This is a genomic window from Candidatus Leptovillus gracilis, from assembly GCA_016716065.1.
Taxonomy (GTDB): domain Bacteria; phylum Chloroflexota; class Anaerolineae; order Promineifilales; family Promineifilaceae; genus Leptovillus; species Leptovillus gracilis.
The window spans coordinates 305,703-329,587 of sequence record JADJXA010000002.1; the positions used below are offsets into that span (position 1 = coordinate 305,703).

The 23,885-nt window shown below is 56.8% G+C and carries 18 protein-coding genes and 2 pseudogenes; 10 read left to right on the forward strand and 10 right to left on the reverse strand.

Annotated features, from left to right (window positions below):
• The first annotated feature begins 118 nt into the window (after positions 1-118).
• From IPM39_05640 to phoU (IPM39_05650), 3 genes are all read left to right on the forward strand, one after another.
• Positions 119-847 carry a response regulator transcription factor gene (locus IPM39_05640; protein ID MBK8985553.1) on the forward strand — a complete coding sequence of 243 codons (729 nt, stop codon included), beginning with the start codon at positions 119-121 and terminating at the stop codon, positions 845-847.
• A 19-nt stretch (positions 848-866) separates the two neighbouring features.
• Positions 867-2,282, forward strand: coding sequence for a PAS domain S-box protein (locus IPM39_05645; protein ID MBK8985554.1), 1,416 nt, complete (start codon positions 867-869; stop codon positions 2,280-2,282).
• Positions 2,283-2,407: 125 nt separating this feature from the next.
• Positions 2,408-3,097: a phosphate signaling complex protein PhoU gene (gene phoU / locus IPM39_05650; protein MBK8985555.1), complete on the forward strand. Its 690-nt coding sequence runs from the start codon at positions 2,408-2,410 to the stop codon at positions 3,095-3,097.
• Here the strand turns inward: phoU (IPM39_05650) and pstB (IPM39_05655) are convergent.
• The 5 genes from pstB (IPM39_05655) to IPM39_05675 all read right to left on the reverse strand — a co-directional run bounded on the left by pstB (IPM39_05655) (position 3,078) and on the right by IPM39_05675 (position 7,426).
• The gene (pstB, locus tag IPM39_05655) at positions 3,078-3,833 is read right to left on the reverse strand and encodes a phosphate ABC transporter ATP-binding protein (GenBank protein MBK8985556.1); all 756 of its coding nucleotides are present in this window, start codon (positions 3,831-3,833) and stop codon (positions 3,078-3,080) included. The genes phoU (IPM39_05650) and pstB (IPM39_05655) overlap by 20 nt on opposite strands.
• A gap of 117 nt (positions 3,834-3,950) precedes the next feature.
• Positions 3,951-4,709, reverse strand: coding sequence for a phosphate ABC transporter ATP-binding protein (locus tag IPM39_05660; GenBank protein MBK8985557.1), 759 nt, complete (start codon positions 4,707-4,709; stop codon positions 3,951-3,953).
• 6 nt (positions 4,710-4,715) lie between these two features.
• Positions 4,716-5,561, reverse strand: coding sequence for a phosphate ABC transporter permease PstA (gene pstA, locus IPM39_05665; GenBank protein MBK8985558.1), 846 nt, complete (start codon positions 5,559-5,561; stop codon positions 4,716-4,718).
• Positions 5,558-6,508, reverse strand: coding sequence for a phosphate ABC transporter permease subunit PstC (gene pstC, locus IPM39_05670; protein MBK8985559.1), 951 nt, complete (start codon positions 6,506-6,508; stop codon positions 5,558-5,560). Before pstC (IPM39_05670) ends, pstA (IPM39_05665) begins: the two co-directional genes overlap by 4 nt.
• Before the next feature lie 57 nt (positions 6,509-6,565).
• Positions 6,566-7,426, reverse strand: coding sequence for a phosphate ABC transporter substrate-binding protein (locus IPM39_05675; protein ID MBK8985560.1), 861 nt, complete (start codon positions 7,424-7,426; stop codon positions 6,566-6,568).
• 428 nt (positions 7,427-7,854) lie between these two features.
• Here IPM39_05675 and IPM39_05680 point away from each other — a divergent pair.
• The 6 genes and pseudogenes from IPM39_05680 to IPM39_05705 all read left to right on the forward strand — a co-directional run bounded on the left by IPM39_05680 (position 7,855) and on the right by IPM39_05705 (position 16,841).
• Positions 7,855-9,788, forward strand: a pseudogene (locus IPM39_05680) (PstS family phosphate ABC transporter substrate-binding protein).
• Positions 9,789-10,047: 259 nt separating this feature from the next.
• The gene (gene pstC, locus IPM39_05685; protein ID MBK8985561.1) at positions 10,048-10,944 is read left to right on the forward strand and encodes a phosphate ABC transporter permease subunit PstC; all 897 of its coding nucleotides are present in this window, start codon (positions 10,048-10,050) and stop codon (positions 10,942-10,944) included.
• A complete protein-coding gene (pstA, locus tag IPM39_05690; GenBank protein MBK8985562.1) occupies positions 10,944-13,190 on the forward strand; it encodes a phosphate ABC transporter permease PstA in 2,247 nt (748 codons plus the stop codon). The genes pstC (IPM39_05685) and pstA (IPM39_05690) overlap by 1 nt, the downstream gene beginning before the upstream one ends.
• A gap of 6 nt (positions 13,191-13,196) precedes the next feature.
• A pseudogene (pstB, locus tag IPM39_05695) lies at positions 13,197-13,987 on the forward strand (phosphate ABC transporter ATP-binding protein).
• 106 nt (positions 13,988-14,093) lie between these two features.
• Positions 14,094-14,783, forward strand: a complete 690-nt coding sequence (phoU, locus tag IPM39_05700; GenBank protein MBK8985563.1) for a phosphate signaling complex protein PhoU — start codon at positions 14,094-14,096, stop codon at positions 14,781-14,783.
• Positions 14,784-15,092: 309 nt separating this feature from the next.
• On the forward strand, positions 15,093-16,841 hold the full coding sequence (locus IPM39_05705) for a response regulator (protein ID MBK8985564.1): 1,749 nt from the start codon (positions 15,093-15,095) through the stop codon (positions 16,839-16,841).
• 38 nt (positions 16,842-16,879) lie between these two features.
• Here IPM39_05705 and IPM39_05710 read toward each other — a convergent pair whose 3' ends face one another.
• Both IPM39_05710 and IPM39_05715 read right to left on the reverse strand, forming a co-directional pair.
• The gene (locus tag IPM39_05710; protein ID MBK8985565.1) at positions 16,880-17,770 is read right to left on the reverse strand and encodes a DMT family transporter; all 891 of its coding nucleotides are present in this window, start codon (positions 17,768-17,770) and stop codon (positions 16,880-16,882) included.
• A 138-nt stretch (positions 17,771-17,908) separates the two neighbouring features.
• A complete protein-coding gene (locus IPM39_05715) occupies positions 17,909-18,439 on the reverse strand; it encodes a hypothetical protein (protein ID MBK8985566.1) in 531 nt (176 codons plus the stop codon).
• Between the two features lie 469 nt (positions 18,440-18,908).
• Here IPM39_05715 and IPM39_05720 point away from each other — a divergent pair, with 469 nt between their 5' ends.
• On the forward strand, positions 18,909-19,331 hold the full coding sequence (locus IPM39_05720) for an arsenate reductase ArsC (GenBank protein MBK8985567.1): 423 nt from the start codon (positions 18,909-18,911) through the stop codon (positions 19,329-19,331).
• A gap of 197 nt (positions 19,332-19,528) precedes the next feature.
• Here IPM39_05720 and IPM39_05725 read toward each other — a convergent pair whose 3' ends face one another.
• The 3 genes from IPM39_05725 to IPM39_05735 form a co-directional block, all read right to left on the reverse strand.
• Positions 19,529-19,906: an HIT domain-containing protein gene (locus tag IPM39_05725; GenBank protein MBK8985568.1), complete on the reverse strand. Its 378-nt coding sequence runs from the start codon at positions 19,904-19,906 to the stop codon at positions 19,529-19,531.
• 2 nt (positions 19,907-19,908) lie between these two features.
• Positions 19,909-20,142, reverse strand: a complete 234-nt coding sequence (locus tag IPM39_05730) for a hypothetical protein (protein ID MBK8985569.1) — start codon at positions 20,140-20,142, stop codon at positions 19,909-19,911.
• Positions 20,143-20,627: 485 nt separating this feature from the next.
• Positions 20,628-23,858 carry a cyclic nucleotide-binding domain-containing protein gene (locus IPM39_05735; protein MBK8985570.1) on the reverse strand — a complete coding sequence of 1,077 codons (3,231 nt, stop codon included), beginning with the start codon at positions 23,856-23,858 and terminating at the stop codon, positions 20,628-20,630.
• Between the last annotated feature and the right edge of the window lie 27 nt (positions 23,859-23,885).

A 23,885-nucleotide genomic window follows, 5' to 3' on the forward strand; every position in this document is an offset into this window, starting at 1 on the left:
TATAGTCATGTGAAGGCACTTCTTCGTACCAATGCGATTGATCACTTCTAACGGGTATTTCTGATTGTCGTTGACAGCTTTATTGACACGCTCCCTCTTCACTGTTACAAAAGAATATATGGACTACACTGTTTTGGTTGTTGAAGACGATACAACGCTCCTGGAAACGTTGGAATATAATCTTATCCACCAGGGCTATGGGGTGTTGACGGCCGAAAACGGCCGTGACGCCCTGGCCCTTGCCCGCGCTAACCAACCCGACCTTATCATTCTGGATGTGATGCTGCCTGGTATTGACGGCTTTGAAGTATGCCGCATCTTACGCAAAGAACTCAGTATACCCGTTATTATGTTAACCGCTCGCAGCGAAGAAGTGGATAAAATCGTTGGTTTAGAAATGGGGGCCGACGACTACCTGACCAAACCCTTCAGTATGCGGGAATTGTTAGCACGGGTGAAGGCGCTGCTGCGGCGGGTAAAGCTGATCCGTGAAGAGATGGCCGCCGAGCAGGAAGCGGTAGAAGAACAAGCAGCGCCCCCTGGTATTGCCACGCTGACTTATGGCAACCTGGCGATTGACCAAAACCGGCGCGAAGTACGTCTGGACGAAAAGGCCATTCGTCTGAAGCCCAAAGAATTCGATCTGCTGCTCTTTCTGGCGCGTCATCAGGGCATGGCGCTGTCGCGGGATTTGCTTTTGGAGCGGGTTTGGGGCTGGTCTTATGACGGCAACAGCCGCACGGTGGATGTACACGTGCGTTGGCTGCGCGAGAAAATTGAGCCAGACCCGGCCAATGCCAGCCGCATTGTGACAGTGCGCGGCATTGGCTATCGCTTCGACGGCTGACAGGTCGGGAACCTTCGTTATGTTTTCACAACTGCGCTGGCGGCTTGCCATTCCCTATGCCATTCTGGTCTTGTTGGTGTCATTGGGGATGGCTTTTTTTGCCAGCCGGCCGGCGTGCAGCGATGATCTGGCCTGCCCATACAGGATATTGTGGCTGGGGGCGGCGGTGATGCTGATAACGGCCGTTTCCCTCTCCATCCTGCTGGCAGCGCGTATCACCCGCCCCATCAAGGACCTTACTGTTACCACGCAGCGCATCCTGGCCGGCGACCGACGCGCGCGCATTATGCACTACGGCCGTGGCGAAACCGACGACTTTATCCACCTCTATAATCAGCTCATAGACGCTGGCAGCCAGCTCATCAATGAACTAACCGAAGAGCGCGACCAGTTGGCCTCGGTGTTGGCCTACATGGCCGATGGCGTGATCATTGCCGATACCTACGGCTACGTGCGCCAGGTAAACCCGGCGGCCATGCGCCTGCTGAGTACCACCGAAAAAAAGGCGCTGGGCCGCCCCATCGCCGAGACCCTGCGCCACCATCAACTCATTGGCTTGTGGCAGCAGTGCCAGAAAGAAAACCAGGAGCAAATCGCCGCCGTAGAAGTGGGGCGCGATCTGTTCTTGCAGGCTGTGGTGACGCCCATCATGCGCCGGGGGTCGTTGGTGTATCTGGTGATTTTGCAGGACCTCACCACTATCCGGCGGCTGGAAACGATCCGGCGTGATTTTATCAGCAACCTGTCGCATGAACTGCGCACGCCGCTGGCCTCTTTACGGGCGGTGGTGGAAACATTGCAAGACGGCGCGCTGGACGATCCCCCGGCGGCCACGCGCTTTTTAGGCCGGGCCGAGCACGAGGTGGAAACGCTGACGCAGATGGTCGAAGAGCTGCTGGAGTTGTCGCGCATTGAGTCGGGCCGTGTGCCGCTGCGGTTAGCGCCAACGGCCGTTTCCGACCTGATCCAACGCCCCCTGGAACGGTTCCGCCAGCGCGCGGAACGCGAGCATATTGCCCTGGTTGTCAATGTGCCCGATGATTTGCCCTACGTTTTGGCCGACGCCGACCGGGTGCAGCAGGTGGTTAATAACCTGGTCCATAATGCCCTGAAATTTACGCCGCGTGGTCAGATAACCGTTGCCGCGTTTGTAGACAAAGATGCGCCCAGAAGCATTGGTTCGATGCTCGCCAACCTGCCGCCGTCGGTGGTGATTGCCGTGTCGGATACCGGTGCGGGTATTGCGGCCGAAGATCTGCCGCGAATTTTTGAGCGGTTTTACAAATCGGACCGGGCGCGGACGCGCGGGCAGGGTGGCACAGGGTTAGGGTTAGCCATTGCCCGGCATATTGTTCAGGCGCACAACGGCCGTATCTGGGCCGAAAGCAAAGAAGGCAAAGGCAGCACGTTTTATTTCACCCTACGCTCCAGTTAACCCCGTCAATCCTTTGATAAGTTCACGACCAATCGTCAATCGCCTTAACTCCCCGTTAACAACACCTTATTCAACCGTTAACCCAATGTAATAGCGCGTTAAATGGCTTGTGTTATGCTGGATTGATGCTGCGCGCTGTTTTTGAGCATCAACTGGAGCAATTACAGGAACAATTGCTCATCATGAGCAGCCAGGTGGAGGACAACCTGGTGACTTCTACGTCTGCCTTGCAGCAGTGTGATCATGCCTTCTCTGAAGCGTTGATCGCCGCCGACGCGCAGATAAATGCCGCCTACATTCACATTGAGGAAGTCTGTCTGGCGCTTATTGCCACGCAGCAGCCCAGAGCGCGCGATTTGCGGTTTATTACGGCCGTCATGGCCATCGCCGGCGAACTGGAACGCATCAACGACTACGCCAAAGGGGTGGCCAAGATTAACTTGCAGTTAGGCCACCAGCCGCGACCAACGGCCGTGTCTGACCTCTGCGTCATGGCTGAAAAGGCCCGCCACATGCTTACCCAAAGTATGAACGCATTTCTGGCGCGAGACGCCAGCCTGGCTTACGTCATCTACGCCGCCGACGCCGAGATTGACGCCCTCTACAGCCAGATTCAGCAGGACCTGCTGGCGGTGATGCTGTCCGACTTCCACCAGACACCCCAGGCCAACAAGCTGATGTGGGCCGCCCACAACCTGGAACGCGCCGGCGACCGCGTTGGCAACATTTGCGAACGCGTGATTTATCTGGTTACGGGAGAGCTGGTTGAACTGCCAACGGCCGTTATCAACCTGTCTACCCCTGCCGCCCCGTGATGTAAGATTCCGTTAGCTCCTGGCGCGGATGGGTAAACAGCTCCGTCGTCTCGTTAAACTCCACCAACCGCCCCAACCAGAAAAAGCCGGTCCAATCCGAAGCCCGCGCCGCCTGCTGCATGTTGTGCGTCACAATGATGATGGTGTAATCCTGCGATAACCGGCGCATCAGATCTTCGATGTGCAGCGTCGCCACCGGGTCTAGCGCTGAACACGGCTCGTCCATCAGAATAACCTCTGGGCGCACGGCAATGGTACGGGCGATGCACATACGCTGCTGCTGCCCTGGGTTCAGTTCCATCGCCGGTTTGTCTAACTTGTCTTTCACCTCGTCCCACAGCGCCGCGCTTTGCAAACTTTCGGTCACGATCTGTTCCAGGTCGTTGCTTTTGGTCAGGCCCAGCACGCGCGGGCCAAATGCGACATTGTTGAAGATGCTCTGGGGGAACGGATTCGGCCGTTGGAACACCATGCCTACCCGATGCCGCAAATCGGCCACATCCACGTCGGCGTCGTAGATGTTTTTGCCGTCCATCAGCACCTCGCCTTCGGCGCGGGCAACACTGATGGTATCGTTCATGCGGTTTAGCGCCCGCAAAAAAGTAGACTTGCCGCAGCCCGAAGGCCCGATGAGCGCTGTGATCTGATTGGCGCGAATGGGCAGGTTCAGATCAATTAACGCTTGAAATGAACCGTAGTAGAAATTAAAATTGCGGACCTCGATTTTGTTTTCCATAAAAGCCTTATTATGAAACCGAAGGGACACGGCGGATTTTATCGGTTCAACCTCCGTGCGCTCCGCGTCGCCATGGTGAAATTTGTGGCCCCGACCATGCCGGAAAATTTGTAGAAGTTAGCCGAATCGGCCGGTGACGTAATCTTCCGTTCGCCTGTCTTGCGGGTGGATAAAAATCTGCTGCTGCGAGCCAATCTCCACCACATTGCCATCCAACAAAAAGGCGGCTCTGTCGGCCACCCGCGAGGCTTGCTGCACGCTGTGCGGCACCATGATGATGGTGTACTGCTCCTTCAACTCGAACAATGATTTTTCGACCATTGCCGTGGAGATGGGGTCCAGGCCCGATGTTGGGTTGTCTAGCAAGATGACTTCTGGTTCCAGCACCAGGCTGCGCGCCAGGCACATGCGCTGTTTTTGGCCGCCAGACAGGGCAAAGGCGGAATCTTGCAGCCGGTCTTTTACCTCGTCCCAGAGGGCGGCCTGGCGCAGGGAACGTTCCACGCGCTCGTTAATGGCGCGCCTGTCGCGCATTCCGGCCATGAGCAGGCCGTAGGCCAGGTTGTCGTAGATGGAACCGGGCAGGGGGGTGGGTACGGCAAAGACCATGCCAATGCGCCGACGTAGGCTGATTACGTCTAGGGCAGGGGCGAAGATGTCACGGCCGTTAAACAAAATTTCTCCCGTTCGCTGTGTATTATCCAGCAAGTCGGCCAGCCGGTTCAGCAAGCGCAGCAGGGTGGTCTTGCCGGCCCGCGATGGTCCGAACAGAACGAACAACTCGTTGGGCATAATATCCAATTGAACATCGCGCAGCGCTTCCGTCCCATCGGCATAGGTAAACGAGAGGTCGCGAATAGACAGTTTACTCTTCATACTTCCTCACCATTCCCGCCGACGGCGCATCACTGTGCGAATGATCGTCGCTACCATTGTGAACGACAGCACAATAAACAACAGAACCAGGGCCGTGCCGTATTGAATTTCCAGGGGCATACCAGGAACCTGCGTGGAGATAACATACAGGTGATATGGCAGGGCCATGGTCTGGCTAAAGACAGATTTGGGCAGTTCTGGCAGGTAAAAAGCGGCCACAGTGAAGAGGATGGGGGCGGTTTCACCGGCGGCGCGGCCCAATCCTAGAATAACGCCGGTGATGATGCCCGGCAGGGCGTGGGGTAATACCTGATGCCGGATGGTTTGCCAACGCGACGCGCCCAGGCTGAGGCTGACGACGCGAAACTCTTGCGGCACGGCCAGAATCGCTTCTTCGGCCGTGCTGATGACCACCGGCAGAGTCATCAGCCCCAGGGTCAGCGCCCCGGCCAGGATGGATGTGCCAAAATTGAGAAAGAGGACAAACATGCCCAGGCCAAACAAGCCGTAAACGATGGAGGGGATACCGGCCAGGTTGACGATGGCCAGGCGGATGGCGCGGGTGGCGCGATTGTCGCCAGCGTATTCGGCCAGGTAGATGGCGGCGCCAATAGCCAGGGGGATGGCGGCGATTGCTGTGCCAAAGGTGAGGATGATGGTCCCCAATAGGGCGGGGAAGATGCCGCCTTCGGTCATGCCATTGCGCGGCGGCTGCGAGAGAAATTCCCAATTGACCGTGCCAATCCCTTTGGCGACGACGTAGACGACCACCAGGATGATGGGCAGGATGACGATAACGGCAACGGCCGTAATCAATCTTGCCGCCAATTTCTGTGTTTGCTGCCGGGTCATATTTGTCCTCCCCGCCGTCGCGCCCCACCGCCGATGAAGCGCGTCGCCAGTGAATTCACCAGGAAAGTGATGACAAACAACACGATACCAATGGCAAACAATACCGAGTAATGCAAACTACCTTGGGCCACTTCGCCCATTTCGGCGGCGATGGTGGCTGTCATGGTGCGCACCGGTTGGAAAAAAGCGCCCAGGCCAAACGCCGGGATGTTGGCCGCGTTGCCTGTCACTAACATTACTGCCATGGTCTCGCCGATGGCCCGGCCGATGCCCAACATAACGGCAATGACAATGCCAGACCGCGCGGCCGGTAGAACGACGCGCCAGATGGTCTGCCACTGCGTTGCACCCAGGGCCAGTGCGCCGTCGCGGTACTCTTTAGGCACAGCGTACAGCGCGTCTTCGGTGATGCTGATGATGGTGGGCAGGGACATGTAGGCCAGGATGATGGCTCCGGTGAAGGCTGTCAGGCCGGTGGCCGCCCCGGCGCGTTGGATGAGGGGGGCCAGGGCCACCCACCCCAGAAAACCGAGGACGATGGAAGGGATGCCGGCCAGCACTTCGATGATCGGTTTCAGCAGTTCGCGCTGCCAGAGTGGAGCAAATTCGCCCAGGTAAACGGCCGTTGTTAATCCCAACGGCACGGCAATCACCACCGCGCCCACCGTCACCAGCAGCGAACCGACGATCAGCGGGACCAGGCCATACATGCCCTCGATAGGATACCAGCGCGTACTTAGCAACTCAGACAGCGGAACCTGGAGGAAGGCGGGTGCGCCTTCCTTCAGCAAAAACAGGAAAATCAGGGTAATGATCACCACGGCCGAAATGCCCGACAGGCGAATCAGGGCCTCGATGATCATTTCGCGCCAGTTGCGCCGCGCAGTGGGCGCGTCGTCGAATGGCGACTTTTCCCAAGTGGGCGTCACCTCTTCAAGCGTAGACATAAGCTTAATCTCCAGAAGCCGGCCTGGGTTTGCGCCCAGTTGAACTGATACGGATTGTTATTCAGATACCAGAGGCACAAAGCCAAGTTGGGCGACGATGGTTTGTCCTTCGGCGCTCAGAATCCAGTTTAGATAATTGATGACAACACTGCTGGGATTGGCCGTGATGTACATGAACAGGTCGCGAGAGAGGGGGTATTCGCCAGAAGCGGCCGTGGCCACAGATGGCAGTACGAAAGGGTTGGCGCTGTCTTTGGCGACGGCGATCATTTTTTCATGCGCCACATCTACGTAACCCAGGCCATCGTAGCCAATGGCGTTGGGATTGCGCCGGATTTCGCTGGTAATGCCCACCGACGAAGGCATGAGCAGCGTTTGCGGCGCAAAAATGTCCGTATTTGTGCTATCGCCTTTGCGCACCACTTCCTCCAGGAAGTAGACGTGTGTGCCGGAGTTGGTCTCCCGCGAGAGCAGCACGATGGGCGCGTCGTTGCCGCCCACCTCTTGCCAATTGGTGATACGCCCGGTGTAAATGTCTGCCAGTTGGTCTATGGTTAATTTGCTGACGGGATTTTCTAGATTGACGATGACGGCCAGGGCGTCTATGGCGACGGCGTGTTCGACTGGCTCGACGCCGTTGGCCAGAGCCTGGTCAATCTCGTCTTGTTTCATGGCGCGGGAGGCGTTGGCCATGTCTACTGTGCCGTTGATGAGGGCGGCAATGCCGGTTCCTGAACCACCGCCGGTGACGGCGACGGAGATGGTGGAGTCTACTTTACGGTAGGCTTCGGCCCAGGCCAGGGCGATGTTGACCATGGTATCTGAGCCTTTGTTTTGCACGCTGCGTTGGGCGGCGGTGGTGCTGGGGTTGACGGACACGGCCGTTGCCCTACAAGCAGTTAGCAGCAGTAAGCCCATGAATAAAAACACGAAAGCCCTGTTGCCAGGGCGATGAAATTGCAAACAGTTGAAGCGCATATGAGTTTGTATTTGTTCCTTGATAGTAAATATCAACGGCTGCAATTTTACTAGGTTAACAGCTTGTTAACACCATACTATTGTTAACAAGCTGTTAACAAACAGGGCTGTTCTGGCGCTGTTGTGTTAACAAATGATTAACGGCCGTTCCTGCCATGCCCAATCAACGCCATTTCGCCCCATTTTTATTAACCAATCGTTTACAAAACCATAGCTTCTCGTTAACTAAATGAACCCAAATCGTTAAAGATAGCGGGCTATCATCGCAGGATGAAAATTAAAATTGGCAATTGTGCGTGTGTTCCAGAACGGAGACACGCACTCTTTTTGTCAAAACACACCATAACTTTTTAGGAGATAGAAGAAAAATGCGCCTTAGATTACTCATTTTAGCAACCCTGTTTACTCTGCTTCTGGCCGCGTGCAGCGGCGGGGCAGCCACTGAACCTCAGGTCATCACCGAAACTGTCACCGTCGAAGTGACCCGCGTTGAAACGGAAACGGTTGTTGAAACCGTTGTCGAGACGGTTGTCGAAACTGTCGTGGAAACGCAAACGGTCGAAGTTGTCGGCCTGCCGTCCGTAGATGCTCTGGCCGTTACTGGCGACATCGTTACAGCGGGCAGTTCCACCGTTTTCCCGTTGACCGAACGCATGGCCGAACGCTTCCAAAGCGAAGGCTACAGCGGCAACATCACCGTAGACAGCATCGGCTCCGGCGCTGGGCTGGAACGCTTCTGCGTCGCCGGTGAGTCCGACATCGCCAACGCCAGCCGTCCGATCAAAGACAGCGAAATCGAATCCTGCCGCGCCATCGGCCGCGAGCCGATTGAGTTCCGCGTCGGTACCGATGCGCTGGCTGTGGTCGTTAACCCCAAGAACACCTTTGCCACCGACATGACTCTGGAGCAAATCGCTCTGGCATTCTCCACCGCCGAGACCTGGGCCGATATCGACCCCACCTGGCCGGCCGAACCCATCCTCCGCTTCATCCCCGGCACCGACTCCGGCACGTTCGATTACTTCGACGAAGTCATCTTCGATGAAGATGAAGCCCCCCTGCTTTCCGCTGCCAACCTGCAACTGTCTGAGGATGACAACATCCTGGGCAAGGCGTCATCGGCAGCGAGTTTGCCATCGGTTACTTTGGCTACGCTTACTACGAAGAAAACGCCGACCAGTTGAGCATCCTCAACATTGAAGGCGTCGAAGCAACCGCCGGACATGTGGAAGATGGCACCTATCCGTTGGCTCGCCCGCTCTTCATCTACAGCGACGCGACCATCATGGCCGAAAAACCGCAGGTCGCCGACTTCATCAACTTCTACCTGACTTATGTCAATGAAGAAGTGGTCTCCGTCGGTTACTTCCCCGCCAGCACGGCCGCTTTGAACCAGGCGCGGCAGAACTGGATCGTCGGCGCCACGAGCGGTGTGGCAGCCAGCAGTGGTTCTGGCGTATCTCTGCCAGCGGTAGACGCCCTGGCCGTGACCGGCGACATCGTCACGGCGGGCAGCTCCACTGTGTTCCCGTTGACCGAACGCATGGCCGAACGCTTCCAAAGCGAAGGCTACAGCGGCAACATCACCGTAGACAGCATCGGTTCCGGCGCTGGTTTGGAACGCTTCTGCGTCGCCGGTGAGTCCGACATTGCCAACGCCAGCCGTCCGATCAAAGACAGCGAAATCGAATCCTGCCGCGCCATCGGCCGCGAGCCGATTGAGTTCCGCGTCGGTACCGATGCGCTGGCTGTGGTCGTTAACCCCAAGAACACCTTTGCCACCGACATGACTCTGGAGCAAATCGCTCTGGCATTCTCCACGGCCGAGACCTGGGCCGACATTGACCCCTCCTGGCCGGCGCAGCCGATCCTGCGCTTCAGCCCCGGCACCGACTCCGGCACGTTCGACTACTTTGTGGAAGTGATCTTTGACGAAGACGAAGAGCCGCTGCTTTCAGCCGCCAACTTGCAGCTATCCGAGGATGACAACATCCTGGTGCAAGGCGTCATCGGCAGCGAGTTTGCCATCGGTTACTTTGGTTATGCCTACTATGAAGAAAACGCCGACCAGTTGAACATTCTGAATGTGGAAGGCGTGGAACCAACCGCCGGACATGTGGAAGATGGCACCTATCCGCTGGCTCGCCCGCTCTTCATCTACAGCGACGCGACCATCATGGCCGAAAAACCGCAGGTCGCCGCCTTCATCAAATTTTCATTCCTAATAATTTCCACAGGGGATCTGTATGGCAACACAAAATCCTGTCACCCCACTGCCTGTTACAAATGTTATGAACAGTGATTTACGAAAACGGCCACGCCTCGGTGAGAGTCTGATCAGGGGCTTTCTCTTTTTTTGTGGCATTCTCTCCATTTTTACAACCATCGCTATTGTTTTTATCTTGTTAGAAGAGTCGGTGGCTTTTTTTAGCCGCACCCAATGGGAAGCCACCAACCGGCCGGTCGCGGCTGATGTCACAGCGGCGGACCTGTTCATCGTGGTGGGCACATCCGGGGCGGCCCTGCGCGCCGACGACGTGATCCGATTGAATGATGAAATCATGCGGGTGGAGGCGGTGGATGGCTCTACCGTTCGCGTCGAGCGGGGCTACCGGGACACTGTCCCGGCCGCTCACGCCGCCAGCCTGGTTATCCTGCGGGCCAACGACGTGGACATTATTGAGACGCTCACGACTACCAAGTGGATTCCACAGTTGGGACACTTTGGGTTATGGCCGCTGATCCTGGCGACCTTGATGACCAGCGTTATCGCCATGGTGGTGGCGCTGCCGATTGGCCTGGCAACGGCCATTTACCTGAGCGAGTATGCCTCTGAGCGTTTTCGCAGCATCGTGAAGCCGATTCTGGAAGTGCTGGCGGGTATTCCCACCGTTGTCTACGGCTATTTTGCCTTGATTTTCATGACGCCTTTGCTGCGTTCTGTTTTTGGGGAAGGCACGGTGGAAATTTTTAACGTGGCTTCAGCCGGTATCGTCATCGGCATTTTGATTGTGCCCCTGATCAGCTCAATGAGTGAAGACGCTTTGCACGCGGTGCCCAATTCTTTGCGGCAGGCGGCTTATGGCCTGGGCGCGACGCGCCTGGAGACTTCATTGAAGGTCGTGGTGCCGGCGGCGCTGTCGGGCATCACGGCGGCTGTGGTGGTCTCCATGTCTCGCGCGATTGGGGAGACAATGGTGGTGGCGATTGCCGCCGGGGCCGGCCCGCGGAATTTTGAGCTGGGCAAGGACTCGCTGCTGGGTTTTGTACTCAATCCATTTATCGCCGGCGAAACCATGACCGGCCACATCGTGCGTATCAGCGGCGGCGACTTGAGTTATGACTCTATTGACTATAACAGTCTATTTGCCATCGGTCTGATCCTGTTCATCATGACGTTTATCTTAAACGTGATCGCCCGGCGCTTTGTGGAACGTTTTCGTGAGGTTTACGAATAATGAGCAAATTAGAAAATAAAGAGCCGTTCCCCAATGTTCAGGGTACGGGCGTTTACCCGGAAGGGGACGGCCTACAGGCGCAGATTCAAACGCGCCATCGTTGGGGTTTCATATGGCGCATCGTTTTTATACTCGCCTTAATGATTGCTATCGTCAGTCTGGTGTCTCTGTTGTATACGATTGTCAATGACGCCTTTGGCTACGTGGCGATCATCAACAAGGTGGACCCGGAACGCCTGACGCTGAATGTGCTGCAAAACAATATGTTAAGCGCGCCGAATACGACATCTAGCGAAGATGACCATGTGCTGGCCGCCGGTATCAGTGATAACCCTGATGGCATTGGCTTTTTTGGGTATGCGTATTACCAGGAAAATGCTGACGATTTGCAGATTGTGTCGGTGGATGGTCAGGAAGCGGGCGGTGTCGCTGAGGATTACCCGCTGGTACGGCCGTTATACCTTTATTCCTCCGCTTCTGTGTTAGAAGAAAATCAGGCCGCCAACCTGTTTCTCAACTACCTGCTCACCAATATCGGCGACCAGATGGATGAGATTGGCTACCTGCCTACCAGCGCCGCCGGGCAGGCGACGGCGCAGCAAAACTGGCTGCGCGCCAATCCTACTTTGGGGCTTTCGCCCGGTCAATGGGCGGCTATTAACCCGGAAGGCGTAGACGGCCGCGTGAGCATTACCGGCAGTTCCACTGTTTTCCCGCTGACGGAGCATATGCTGGCGCAGTTTCAGGCGGCCGGTTTTGCCGGGACGTATGACAATACGGCCGTGGGCAGCAGCGCCGGTATCACCGCTTTTTGCGCCGGCGAAGTGGACATTGCCGCTTCCAGCCGGCCGATTAAATCGGGTGAATTTGAAGTGTGCCGCAAGAACGGCCGTTTTCCCCTGGAATTTCAGGTAGGTATAGACACGTTGGCCGTTGTTGTCAACCTGGAAAACAACTTTGCCACCGATCTTTCTACAGAGCAGTTGCAAACCATATTCACCACCGCCGAAACCTGGGCCGACGTCAACCCCGCCTGGCCGGATCGCCCCATTTATCGTTTTGTCCCCGGCAGTGACAGTGGTACTCTGGACTTTTTTATCGAAACGGTTTTTGAAACCACGCTGGCCGATCTGCCCAAAGACGACCTGGTGCAGATTTTGGCCGCCAATATTACCACCGGGCGCGGCCGCACCATCGAGCGGGAACAACGCTTCTATGAAAATGCCCTGGTTTTTGAATCGCCCGAATTGTGGAATGAAGTATGCGCGGCGCCGGCCAATGAACGGCCGTCTGGCTGCACCGCCCCCGTTCGCAGCCAGGACGACGTGTATGACCTGCTCATCCGTGAAGTGGTACAGGAAGACGTGGTCAAGACCTACAAACTGGTGGACTCCATCTTTCGCCGGTCGGAAATTGCCGCCGAAGTGGCGCAGCAGTATCCCAATGGCGTTCTGCAATTCCGCTCCTGGCTGACGACCGACTTTGTGCGCGATTCCCAGTCCAGCACGCCGGAATATGCCGGGGTGCGCACCGCTATTTTGGGATCGCTGTGGGTTATTGCTATTACCATTCTCTTTTCCTTCCCCATCGGCACCGGGGCGGCCATCTACCTGGAAGAATACGCCAGCGATAACAAACTTAACCGCCTGCTGCAAACCAACATTAACAATCTGGCCGGTGTGCCCTCCATCATCTATGGCATGTTGGGGCTGGCTGTGTTTGTGCGTACCTTTGAGATTCTGACCAGTGGGGCGTTCTTTGGCGCCGTAGACTCTGGGGCGACGGCCAACGGCCGTACCATCCTCTCCGCCGGCCTGACGCTGGGGCTGCTCATTCTGCCTATCATCATCATCAACTCGCAAGAGGCGCTGCGGGCGGTGCCCAATTCACTGCGGCAGGCGGGTCTGGCGCTGGGCGCTACCAGGTGGCAAACCATCTGGTCTCACGTGCTGCCCAATGCCCTGCCTGGCATCCTGACCGGCACCATTCTGGCGGTGTCCCGCGCCCTGGGTGAAACGGCGCCGCTGGTAGTGGTGGGCGCTTCGACCTTTATTACGGTGGACCCGTCTGGTCCATTTTCAAAATTCACTACTTTACCAATTCAAATTTATCAATGGACATCGCGGCCGCAGGCGGAGTTTCGCAATATTGCGGCGGCGGCGATTGTGGTGTTGTTGGCGCTGCTGCTGACGTTAAACGCAACGGCCGTTCTCCTCCGCAATCGCTACAGCAACCGCATGGGGTAAGCAACAATGAGTGAGACAAATTTTTCTAGCAACGGCGATTACGCCATCGAAGCCCATAATATCCACATCTATTACGGCAGCTTTCGCGCTGTCAAAGACGTCACCCTAAAATTTGTGCCGCGCCGCATCACCTCGCTCATCGGCCCCTCCGGCTGCGGCAAAAGCACGGTGCTGCGCGCTTTCAATCGCATGAACGACCTGGTTCCAACCTCTCGTCTGGAGGGCAAAGTCCTCTACCAGGGGCAAAACATCTACGATAGTGGGGTAGACCCGGTGGAAGTGCGGCGGCGCATCGGCATGGTCTTCCAAAAGCCCAACCCCTTTCCCAAAAGCATCTACGAAAACGTCGCCTGGGGCGCGCGCATCAATGGTTATAAAGGCAGCATGGATGAACTGGTGGAGCAGTCGCTGCGCCAGGCGGCGCTGTGGGATGAGGTCAAGGACAAATTGGACCAGAGTGGCCTGTCGCTTTCTGGCGGGCAGCAGCAGCGCCTGTGCATTGCCCGTACCATCGCCGTCAAACCAGAGATCATTCTGATGGATGAACCGGCGTCGGCGTTGGACCCTATTGCCACCCTGCGCATAGAGGAATTGATTCAGGAACTCAAAAAGAACTACACCATCCTCATCGTGACTCACAACATGCAGCAGGCGGCGCGCGCCTCCGATTACACAGCTTTCTTCAACATGGGCGAAGACCGGGCCGGCTATCTGTGGAGTTTAACGACACCAATGAGTTGTTTACCAAACCCCAACATGAGCTGACCGAACAATACATCACCGGGCGCTTTGGTTAAGGGCCGGTAATCATTCGAGCGCTACCATGACCTGACACGTTTAGGGAAACCTGTCAGGTCTCTACGAGAAGTTGTATTTTTACGGACCCTAGGGATAAAACGGACGATGACACGAGAAACTTTCGACAGAGAATTGAGAACGCTAACCGAGAAGATATTACGCCTGGGCAATGTGGTGGAAGAAGATATTTTGCGGGTTGCCCAGGCTCTGAAAGCGCGCGACTTGCGCGTTTCCAGGGAAATGATTGAAGCCGATGAATGGGTGAATAGCCAACGCATTGAGATTATGATGGGCTGTTTTACCCTGATTGCCACACAGCAGCCCACCGGGCCAGATATGCGCGCTCTGGCGGCCGCTGTCGAGATCGCCGGCGAGTTAGAACGTATTCATGATTATGTCAAAGGAATTGGCAAAATTAGCCTGAAACTAGATGAAGCCCGGCTGCCGGAGCAGGTAGCCGAAATGATACTGCCGATGGCCGAGATTACCAGCCAGATGCTGCATCAGGCTTTAGACGCCTATGCCACCAACAATGCAATGACCGCGCATGAGATTCCGGCGCGAGACGATGAAGTAGACGATTTTTACCAGCAAATCTCTTTTGCTCTGGCTGTTTCGGTTATGGAAGATAGGGCGAAATATGAGCAGGCGAATTTGCTGCAATGGGCGGTGCATAATTTGGAACGGGCAGCCGACCGGGTGATTAATATCTGCGAGTGGACGGTGTATAAGGCGGTAGGCAAATACGTGGAATTGGACAGCGAATTTGAGGCGCCAGCCACGTTGTCTGCCTGATGATGTGAGCTTCTTTGTAGATATGGATTTTCAGAAAAACATTCTGGCTGGTAGGGGCGACCCTTGTGGTCGCCATCTGGCAGCCGGGCGGGCACAAGGCCCGCCCCTACACAAAATCATTATCTGAATATCTATAACTGGCGCGAAAGCGAGCGTTCTTGTCTGCCGGGTTTAGCTGCTAAAAAGCTGAACCCGGTTTTTCTTTTTGCTGGCAATTGTCCTCCCAACCATTATAATCATACTTGTCCGGTGTCTTAACGCAGCAAAAACCACTGGCAGGCATTTCAGCAGGTTTAGAGGGCAAGCGCTATGGATCCGCTTGAACTGGATTTCTCCCAATTCACCATATTAGCCATAGATGATACGCAGACGAATTTAGACGTCGTTTCTGCCTATTTAAACCATCTAGGATTCACGGTGCTGGTGGCGGAGAACGGCCGTCTCGGTTTAGACATGGTACGCGAACACAGCCCGCATCTCATCCTGCTGGACGTGATGATGCCCCACATGAGCGGCTTCGAGGTCTGCCAGGCGCTTAAAGCCGACCCACTTACGGCCGACATTCCGGTTATTTTCATGACCGCCCTGGCCCACACAGAAGACAAAATCAAAGGCTTTCAGCTTGGCGCTGTAGATTACATCACCAAACCCCTGAGCAAGCGGGAACTTGTGGCCCGTATTTCCACCCATCTTAAGAACCAAACCCTGACACGCTATTACCAGCAGCACGCCAACTTTCTGGAAACCAGCAGCAAACTGGGGCAGCAAGTAACGTCCATTTTAGACATGGACGAGTTGTTGACAAAAGCGACCCGGCTGATCCAATCGCGCTTTCTTTATTACAGCGTCACCGTTTGGACCAAGAGCGTGCGTGCAGAGGTGCTGATGCTGCGCGCTTTTGCCGGACGAGACATTGATTATCCCCAACTGGCGCACTCGGAAATTTCTCTGGATGATGAGCGCGGTATCATTGCCCACGTCTGGCGCAGCGGCCAATTTTATCTGACCAATGACGCCCGGACAGATTCTCTGTTTGTCTCGGCCCAAACCCTGGCGTACACCCGCTCAGAATATGCCATTCCCCTGCTGGTGGGGCAAACGATGATCGGTGTCTTGGATGTGCAAGATGACAAGGTGGATGCTTTCGACCAGGAAGACCAGATTGTGCTGCGAATGATGGCTGATCAACTGGCTATTGCCATGCAGAATGCGCTGTCATACGGCCGTTTGGCCCGCTTTAATCAGCAATTAGAACAAGAAGTCGCCCGGCGCACGGCCGCTTTACAACAAGCCTATGAGCAGTTGGCGCAAATGGACCAGGCCAAAGCAGACTTCATCAACGTTGCTTCCCACGAGCTGTTTACCCCTATCTCGCTGATTAAAGGCTACACCCAAATCTTGTTGGATGACCCTTCCTTCCAGACCAACGAAAACCAGACGCGCATCATCGCGGGTTTGCATCGGGGCGCGCAACGCCTGCATGAAATTGTGGAAAGCATGTTGGATGTAGCCAAGATAGACAACGCCGATTTACGGCTGCAATACCAACCCGTTGTTTTGTCTGGTTTGTGGCAGCAGCTTCAGATGCAGATGCTGCCGGCCCTGACCGACCGCCATATGACGCTGGAGATTCAGCCAGGGCTGCGTTCCCTGCTGGTGATTGATGGCGATGCGGAAGCGCTGTACAAGGTGTTTACCCAGTTGTTGGTAAATGCCATCAAATATACGCCGGACGGGGGGCGCATTACGGTGGACGGCCGTTTGCCCACCCCCCACACCATCGAAATCTCCATTCACGATACCGGCATCGGCATCGCCCCAGACAAGCACGAATTTATCTTCAGCAAGTTTTACCAGATTGGCCGGGTGGACCTGCATTCTACCGGCAAAACCAAGTTCAAAGGCGGCGGGCCGGGCCTGGGGCTGGCAATCGCCCGCGGCATCGTCCACGCCCACCAGGGGGAAATCTGGGTCGAAAGCCCCGGCCACGACGAATCAACCTGCCCCGGCAGCACCTTTTTTGTGCGCCTGCCGCAGCATCAGGAAAATAGCCAATAACCCAATCCTTCGGCAAGCTCAGGACCAATCGCCAATCGCTATTCCCGCTTTATCTGCACCAGCAGGACGCCGACGGCCGCTAAAGCCAGCCCAACCACATCCAGCCAATTGATAGTCTCGCCCAGGAACAGCCAGGCCAGCAAGGTGATCTGGATGAGCATGGTGTTGTTGATGATGCTGGACTCCATGGCCGACAATGTGCGCAAGGTGTGGTTCCACAGCGTAAAGGCCAGCGCCGTATTGATCACTGCCAGGAATAAGATCAACAGCCAGTTTTGCCAGGTTAATGTGGGCCAGGGTTCGGTTGCCAATCCCAAACCCAACAACAGCAGGCTGCCAATGCCCATGCTTACCACGGTAACTGTCAGCGGATGCAGGCGGTTTTGCCGGTTGATCGCCCGGCCTAATATGCCGGAAAAGGAATTTGCCAGCACCGTGATGGTCGCTACCAGGTAGCCTATGGCCTGCCCGGCCGGGATTTGCTTGGGCAGAAAATAGACCAGTACGCCGCCCAGGAACACGGCCGTTCCCACCCACTGCCCCCTGGACGGCCGTTCCGCCAGAAATACAATACCCAACACAGCCGTGACAACGGCCGTTGCGTTCAGCAGCAGGCTGAAGGTAATGGCCGGCAAATAAACCAGCCCTAAAAACTGCGTCCCCTGGGTGACGGTGTAATACACCACCCCCAGCCCCGCCAGCGCCAACCAATCGCGCCCGGATAAAACCCGCAGCGGTGTCGCCGACTTTGTGCGCCGGTATAACGGCAGCAGCACCAAAAACGCCAACACATAACGCAGCCCGGCAAAGATCAGCGCCGGCATATCCGCCAGCCCCAATTTGATCAACACCCATGAAGTGGACCAGAGAAATGTAACAAACAACGCCTGCAAAACAGCCTGTGTGTGTGGTGAAAAGCGGTTCAACATCCCCAAAAATCTCCTAGACGTGAAGTTGTATCACACTTCTTGCTATCTGCCGCGCGGCGCAGCAAAATGCGGGGCCTGTCTACCAAGACAGGCCCCGCATTTTTGCCAGTACAACACAATTAGGAGGGGAAGGATTGTTTACTTCGTCGCCAGGGGCGCAATGCCAAAGTTTAGCGGTCCCTGGTCTGTGCCGGTAGTGAAGTATTGTGGATTTTCGGATGTAACGTAGTAACCAGCGGGTGCAGTTACCGTTACCATAAAGCGCACGTCTTCACTGACGCCAGGTAGACCCCACGTGCCCACACACGGCCGTATCGGGGATGGGTTCAGTTCATCATCCACCAGCGTGTCTTGGTAAGAGCACAACGCCGATTCTCCATCATACTCCGCTTCACGGGGGCCGGATGATTCCAGTACAAATTCGTCGTAAGCCGGAGAGGTAATGGTAACAATCGCGCCGACGTGCCGCCATATTTCTTCGTCCTCCACCCAACTCCACACACCGCTGTACCCTTCTTCGCCGGCGTCCCAGATGCCATCCAGCTCTTTGTCAATAAAGACAAGGCCAGTGACACTGTCTGGTTCGGCGGCAAACGTGGGCACGGCCGCCACGAAAGCGAACAGGCACAAACTAAATAGCAGCACAGAGATACGTTTCATTTTCGACATAATAGACTCCTTTTGTCTGTTTCTTGTTGATTTGTGCAGTGTTTACAACTGCGTTTGCTTAACTGCTTTCTACGATAGCGAAAACTTTTTAAGAAAATATGCGGAAGTTGTGAGATAATTGTGCAGGTTCATTTGCTGCCCGGAACGGCCGTTTGGGGCAGGTTAACCAAAGAAGTACGGCCGTTTTTTAGGCAATCCCACCGTAGATAAACCAGACAAAATCCCGTATTATCTTAAGTGACTTGTGCTGAAATGCGCGGTTCAGTGGGAAATAGTGGGAATTGAAGAAGGCGACCTATGGGTCGCCTTCTTCAGTTTAAACGGCCGTTAACCAAACCTTAACAGCCCATGCTTGCATCTATTCCCCCTTGCAGAGTACCATCCCCACACAAAGAAAAATCCACGAAAAGTTGCTGCATCGGCGCTTTCCGTATCTGATATAGAGTCTATTTGGAGACAATACAAACCAATGAAAAAGCGCGTTTTATTCCTCTGCACTGGCAATTCCTGCCGCAGCCACATGGCCGAAGGGCTGACCAACCATTTTCTGGGCGAGACCTGGGAAGCCGTTTCCGCCGGGACCGAACCGGCCGGTTATGTTCACCCCCTGGCTGTTGCCGCCCTGGACGAACTGGGCATAGACATCAGCGACCACACCTCCAAGACGGCCGATGTCTTTCGCAGCGTCCCCCTGGATCTGGTCATCACCGTCTGCGACGACGCCGCCGAAAACTGCCCGCTCTGGTTGGGGCAGGGCAAAGTCACCCACATCAGCTTCCCCGATCCGGCTAAGGCCACCGGCACAGATGATGAAAAAACGGCCGTCTTTCGCCAGGTCCGCGATGACATTCGGGAGCGGGTGTTGAGCTACCTGGAGACAGTTGGGATCTGATCTCGCCAGATCAAAAACGACCGAACCATTAGCCGTGTTCACGGGGCGTTGTTTTTCAGCCTGGGGCTTAAGCCCCAGGCGCAGCGGCCAACCCGCGACGACCAGCGCTGAAGCGCCGGTCTACAAAACAACGCCGGGTAAACCCGGCTTGTACGCATTCAGCCCCGTTCACGGGGCGTTGTTTTTCAGCCTGGGGCTTAAGCCCCAGGCGCGTCGGAAATCAGGTGAAAGTGGAGTTGGGGGATGTCCTGGTAGGGGCCGCCATTGGTGATGAGGCGGTAGCCGGCCGTTTCCAGGCCAAATTCGGATACCAGGCTTTGCACAATGGGGATTAAATCCAGCAATAAAGCAGCGTTGGCCGGCTGCAGAGCCATCAAATTTGCCACACGTTGTTTGGGCACGATCAGAATGTGAACTGGGTACGCAGGTTGGGGATGGTGAAAGGCCAACAGGGTATCGGTTTCGCGCAAGCGATCAACCGGCAGCAGAAAGCTCATGTGGGCGAACAACCAACCAATAAAAAGGCCCGCGGTTGGCGTGCGGGCCAGGGCAAACAACCAACGGTGGCCAATCAAAATCAGGGGCCAAAACGGTCCAGCACCGGCGCATAAAAGCAGCGACAGCCATCGGGATGCGAACAGCCTTCGTGCGGCAGTTCCGGTACTTCGTCGAATTCGTAAGCGCCTTCCAGCGCTTTGCACACCGGGCAGGCATCTTGACCCACCAAAATGCGCACCTTCGTCGCCAATCCATTACGAATTTTTTCCAAAGCGGCCTTTTGTTCAGCCTGTTTATCTACTACGGCAACCATATCTGTCTCCTGTGAAAATGGGAGCGCGGACGTCCCGTCCGCCCCGGCAGGCGAGACGCCTGCGCTCCCAGGGTTTTCATTCGTGGTGGTGGGTGCAGCCCACTCATGATGTCTCCTGCGAAAATGGGAGCGCGGACGTCCCGTCCGCCCCGGCAGGCGAGACGCCTGCGCTCCCAGGGTTTTCATTCGTGTTGGTGGGTGCAGCCCACTCGTGATGTCTCCTGCGAAAATAATTGAACGGGCATGGCTCATTCCAGGCGATATGTGCTTTACAAATTTAGCAAGAAAGCGCGTCATGCTGAGAGCCTGTGCTGAGCTTGCCAAAGCATCCCGTTCCTCTGGCTGGAGTGGGATGCTTCGCCCCGAAAACTCCGCTCAGCATGACAGTGATGGGATTGTACGAGCCAGCGGTTAAGCAGGCAAGGGATAGTCCACAAGCCATCAACTAAACACCGAACACCAAACACTGGATACCGGACACCGATTCACGAAATCACGGCCGTCACCCCCATCCGCCTCTGCATCGTCAGCAAACGGCCGCTGCCAATTTGCTCCACGTAATGCGATAGATTTTCATACTCAGCCACCAGCCGGTCAAATGTTGGTTCATCCAGCAGATACAGCTCCGAATCCAGCGCCGCCCGCAGCGTGGCCGTATAAGGCACGTCGGCGAACAGAGCGTATTCGCCAAAATGCTCACCCGGCCCTAAATGTCCCACCACCTGTTCACCCGCCGCGCCTGCTTGTAACACATCCAGACGGCCGTCGGCCACAATAAACAGATGGGACCGCGCCTGCCCCTGCCGCACAATCACTTCCCCGGCTGTCACCTGACGCGGCTGAAGGCGGGCGTCTATAACCGCCAACTGCTGCGGGCTGAGGCTGTTAAACAGCGGCATCTGCTGCAGCAGGCGGCGTGCGCGCGCCCCAGAACTCACCTGCGACGCCAAAGTCGTGTCGGCGCGCAGCAGCGGATCGAAGTGATGGCGGTCTATGACCAGCGCGCTGACCGGCGTCTGGGCGCAGTAAGTGGCCGGGTATGTCCCGGCGTCTAACAAGGCCAACTCGCCCAAACAGCCACCCGGTTCGATGACGGCCGTTTGCACCCCATCCTGAAACACCGCCACCTGCCCCGACTCAATCAGATAAAAAGCGGCGGCGTCGCTGCCAGCGTGGGCGATGATATGCCCGGCACGGCCGTGCCAGGGTCGGGCCACCGCCAGCACCGCCGCCAGCCCGTCGTCGTCAAACCCGGCAAAAATATCCGCCTGCCGCAGCAGGCTGCGCCGCCGGTCCCGCGCCCGAATGAAACCGGCCGCTAACCCGCTGCCCCATTCCATTTCCGCCAACACATGGCGGCCAAGCGTCTCCGCTTCCAGCCAGGGCAGGCTGTCGTAAGCCGCCTGCCCGGCCTGGCGTGTGAACGGCGTTCCGGCCAGGTCATCCAGCCGGTCTACCGCCAGCAGCAGCGCCCGATGACCGCGGGCGGCAATGGCTAAAATGTCCTCGTCGGGATTGATGGGACCAGCCGCCAGAATTTCGGCCACGATGCGTTGCAGGCGGCGGCGGCCAAAAACGGCCTCGTAGCTGGCAAATAGGGCCTGCATAAAGTGGTTGAACGCGCTGACCAGCCGTTCCCGTTCGCTGAAGGCGGCCACTTTGGTTGGTGTGGCGTCGAGGCGGCTGAATTGGGCCAATGCGCCCAGCAGCAGATAGAGCAAAGTGGCGTACAGCCACACTATGGCCGCCGGCAGGTGCAGCGCCGGGAAAAATTGCAGCCAGGGGATGATCAGAAAGGCCAGCGTCAGCAGCGCCCAGGGCAGGGCAAAACGAGAACGCCAAAAATTGAGCAGCAGCGGCGTGAGAAAAACCAATCCTGGGAAGACGCCCATCAGGATGAGCAGCGTGGTGGCGAGATTGACGCCATCGCCCACGCGCAGCAGCAGCGGCAGGTAGGCCAGGCCCAACAGGAAAAAAGCGCCCATCACCAGGCGTTCCGCCAGCGTTAGGATGCCGGGCTGCATGGTGAACCAGGTGATGACGCCGGTGGTCAACACGCCCAACGCGGCCAGAATCAGCCCGCCGCTGCACCAGAATTGGGCGGCGGGCGGTTCCGGGCTGACCCAGGCCAGGGTGACGCCCAGGAAAACGGCCGTTACCGCCCAGACGCCCCATTGAAAACGAGAACCGGGCAGTTGGCGGCCAATGCCCACCAGCGCCGCCAGGCCAGCCAGGTGGACCAGCCACAGCGTCATACTGACGGCCAGATCGGCGTAAGGCAGCAGACTGAGAGCAAACAGGAGTGCCGGGACACCCAACAGCAGCGGCGCGCCCAGCAGCAGGGCCAGCACATCGCTGCGCGACAGCAAATCGCGCCGGGCGAGCCATTCCAGCGCGGTTTGCAGGCGGCTCCAGCCGTAGCGCAGCAGGGCAGCCAAGATGGGGATGATGACGGCCGTTACCACCCCCAACAGCAGCGCCCGCCCCCACCAGCCATAATCGGTCCACAGGCTTTGGCCCAGCGGCAGCAGCCGCGTCTGCCAGAAATAGAGGGCAAACCACAGCGCGTAAGCCGAGTAAACAAAGGCCAGTGCGCCAAAAAAGACAAAAATCCGCTGATGGCGGCTGAGACTTTGCCAGAAGGTCCGGGGGTTGGTTAGTTCGCGGCGGCGCGGCCACATCTGTTCGCGCCAGAAGCGGAAGGCGCGCTGGCGCAGGCCGGGCATGTCTAGCCAATCCATCAGGATGAAGTAACCATCTAATTCCAGCAACGGATTGAGGTTAAAAAAGACGGTCAGGTAGGCGATGAAACCCATTTGAAAAAGGAAGCTGACCCAGAGTTGAGCGGCGGCGGCGGGCACGGCCGTCAATACGTAAGTCAGCGCCAGCCCCACCAGACCACCAATCAGCAGGCCGGAGTGAGGTCCGGCCCAGGAGACGGCAATGCGCTCGGCGCGCGTCGAAAGCCAGGTGTCCCGCGTATCCACAAAAAAGGCGGGCATACCCCAATAAATCATGAAACCGCCGCGATTGAGTTCGCGCCCCACTTGTTTTACAGTCAGGCCGTGGGCCAGTTCGTGAATGGTGATGACGATGAAGTTGGCTGCCAGCAGGGTGACGACGCTGAGGCCGCCGCTGAGCAAGGAAACGCTGCCGCTGAAAAAGAGACGGCCGTACAACACCCCACCGAGAAAAATAATAACCAGCAGCCCAAATTGGGCCGGCCAGGAAAACAACCAGCCCAACCAGCGGAACAGAGCCGTGAAGGCGCCGTCCAGCCCGTCGCGGGCGATTTCGGTGTGCAGGAAGCCGCGCAGCAGGCGGCGGCCCTGATTTTCCGGGGCGCGGGCGGCCAGTTCGGCGTTGATCTGGTCGTAGACATTGGCCGGTTGGTCGGCCAGGAAGCGGCCGGCGCGCAGGTCGGCCACCAGCCGGTTGAGGTGGGCAATGGGCAGGGATTTGTAGCGCAGCAGGTTGTAGAAGAGCAGGTCTTTGACCGATTTACGGCCGTCCATCTGCCACCACAGCGCGTAATCCGATTCGGCTAGACGCAGGTAGGTTTTGGTTTGTGGTTGTTTAAGGACGTAGTAGGTTTCCCCCTGGGATTTCAGGCGGGCGACTTCAACCTGGGCGATGCGCTGGGGTTTGTACGCGCCGGGGTCTACCGCCTCGGTTACGGCCGTCCAAAAACGTTCGCCTGCGCCATTCTCTACCATCCTTCCAGTTTAAACTCTGTTATAATT

Excerpts from the sequence above, each read along its gene's own strand:
- IPM39_05640 (MBK8985553.1), top strand. The coding sequence starts at position 119 with ATGGACTACACTGTTTTGGTTGTTGAAGACGATACAACGCTCCTGGAA.
- IPM39_05645 (MBK8985554.1), top strand. The coding sequence starts at position 867 with ATGTTTTCACAACTGCGCTGGCGGCTTGCCATTCCCTATGCCATTCTG.
- phoU (MBK8985555.1), top strand. The coding sequence starts at position 2,408 with ATGCTGCGCGCTGTTTTTGAGCATCAACTGGAGCAATTACAGGAACAA.
- pstB (MBK8985556.1), bottom strand. The coding sequence starts at position 3,833 with ATGGAAAACAAAATCGAGGTCCGCAATTTTAATTTCTACTACGGTTCA.
- IPM39_05660 (MBK8985557.1), bottom strand. The coding sequence starts at position 4,709 with ATGAAGAGTAAACTGTCTATTCGCGACCTCTCGTTTACCTATGCCGAT.
- pstA (MBK8985558.1), bottom strand. The coding sequence starts at position 5,561 with ATGACCCGGCAGCAAACACAGAAATTGGCGGCAAGATTGATTACGGCC.
- pstC (MBK8985559.1), bottom strand. The coding sequence starts at position 6,508 with ATGTCTACGCTTGAAGAGGTGACGCCCACTTGGGAAAAGTCGCCATTC.
- IPM39_05675 (MBK8985560.1), bottom strand. The coding sequence starts at position 7,426 with ATGGGCTTACTGCTGCTAACTGCTTGTAGGGCAACGGCCGTGTCCGTC.
- pstC (MBK8985561.1), top strand. The coding sequence starts at position 10,048 with ATGCGGGTGGAGGCGGTGGATGGCTCTACCGTTCGCGTCGAGCGGGGC.
- pstA (MBK8985562.1), top strand. The coding sequence starts at position 10,944 with ATGAGCAAATTAGAAAATAAAGAGCCGTTCCCCAATGTTCAGGGTACG.
- phoU (MBK8985563.1), top strand. The coding sequence starts at position 14,094 with ATGACACGAGAAACTTTCGACAGAGAATTGAGAACGCTAACCGAGAAG.
- IPM39_05705 (MBK8985564.1), top strand. The coding sequence starts at position 15,093 with ATGGATCCGCTTGAACTGGATTTCTCCCAATTCACCATATTAGCCATA.
- IPM39_05710 (MBK8985565.1), bottom strand. The coding sequence starts at position 17,770 with ATGTTGAACCGCTTTTCACCACACACACAGGCTGTTTTGCAGGCGTTG.
- IPM39_05715 (MBK8985566.1), bottom strand. The coding sequence starts at position 18,439 with ATGTCGAAAATGAAACGTATCTCTGTGCTGCTATTTAGTTTGTGCCTG.
- IPM39_05720 (MBK8985567.1), top strand. The coding sequence starts at position 18,909 with ATGAAAAAGCGCGTTTTATTCCTCTGCACTGGCAATTCCTGCCGCAGC.
- IPM39_05730 (MBK8985569.1), bottom strand. The coding sequence starts at position 20,142 with ATGGTTGCCGTAGTAGATAAACAGGCTGAACAAAAGGCCGCTTTGGAA.
- IPM39_05735 (MBK8985570.1), bottom strand. The coding sequence starts at position 23,858 with ATGGTAGAGAATGGCGCAGGCGAACGTTTTTGGACGGCCGTAACCGAG.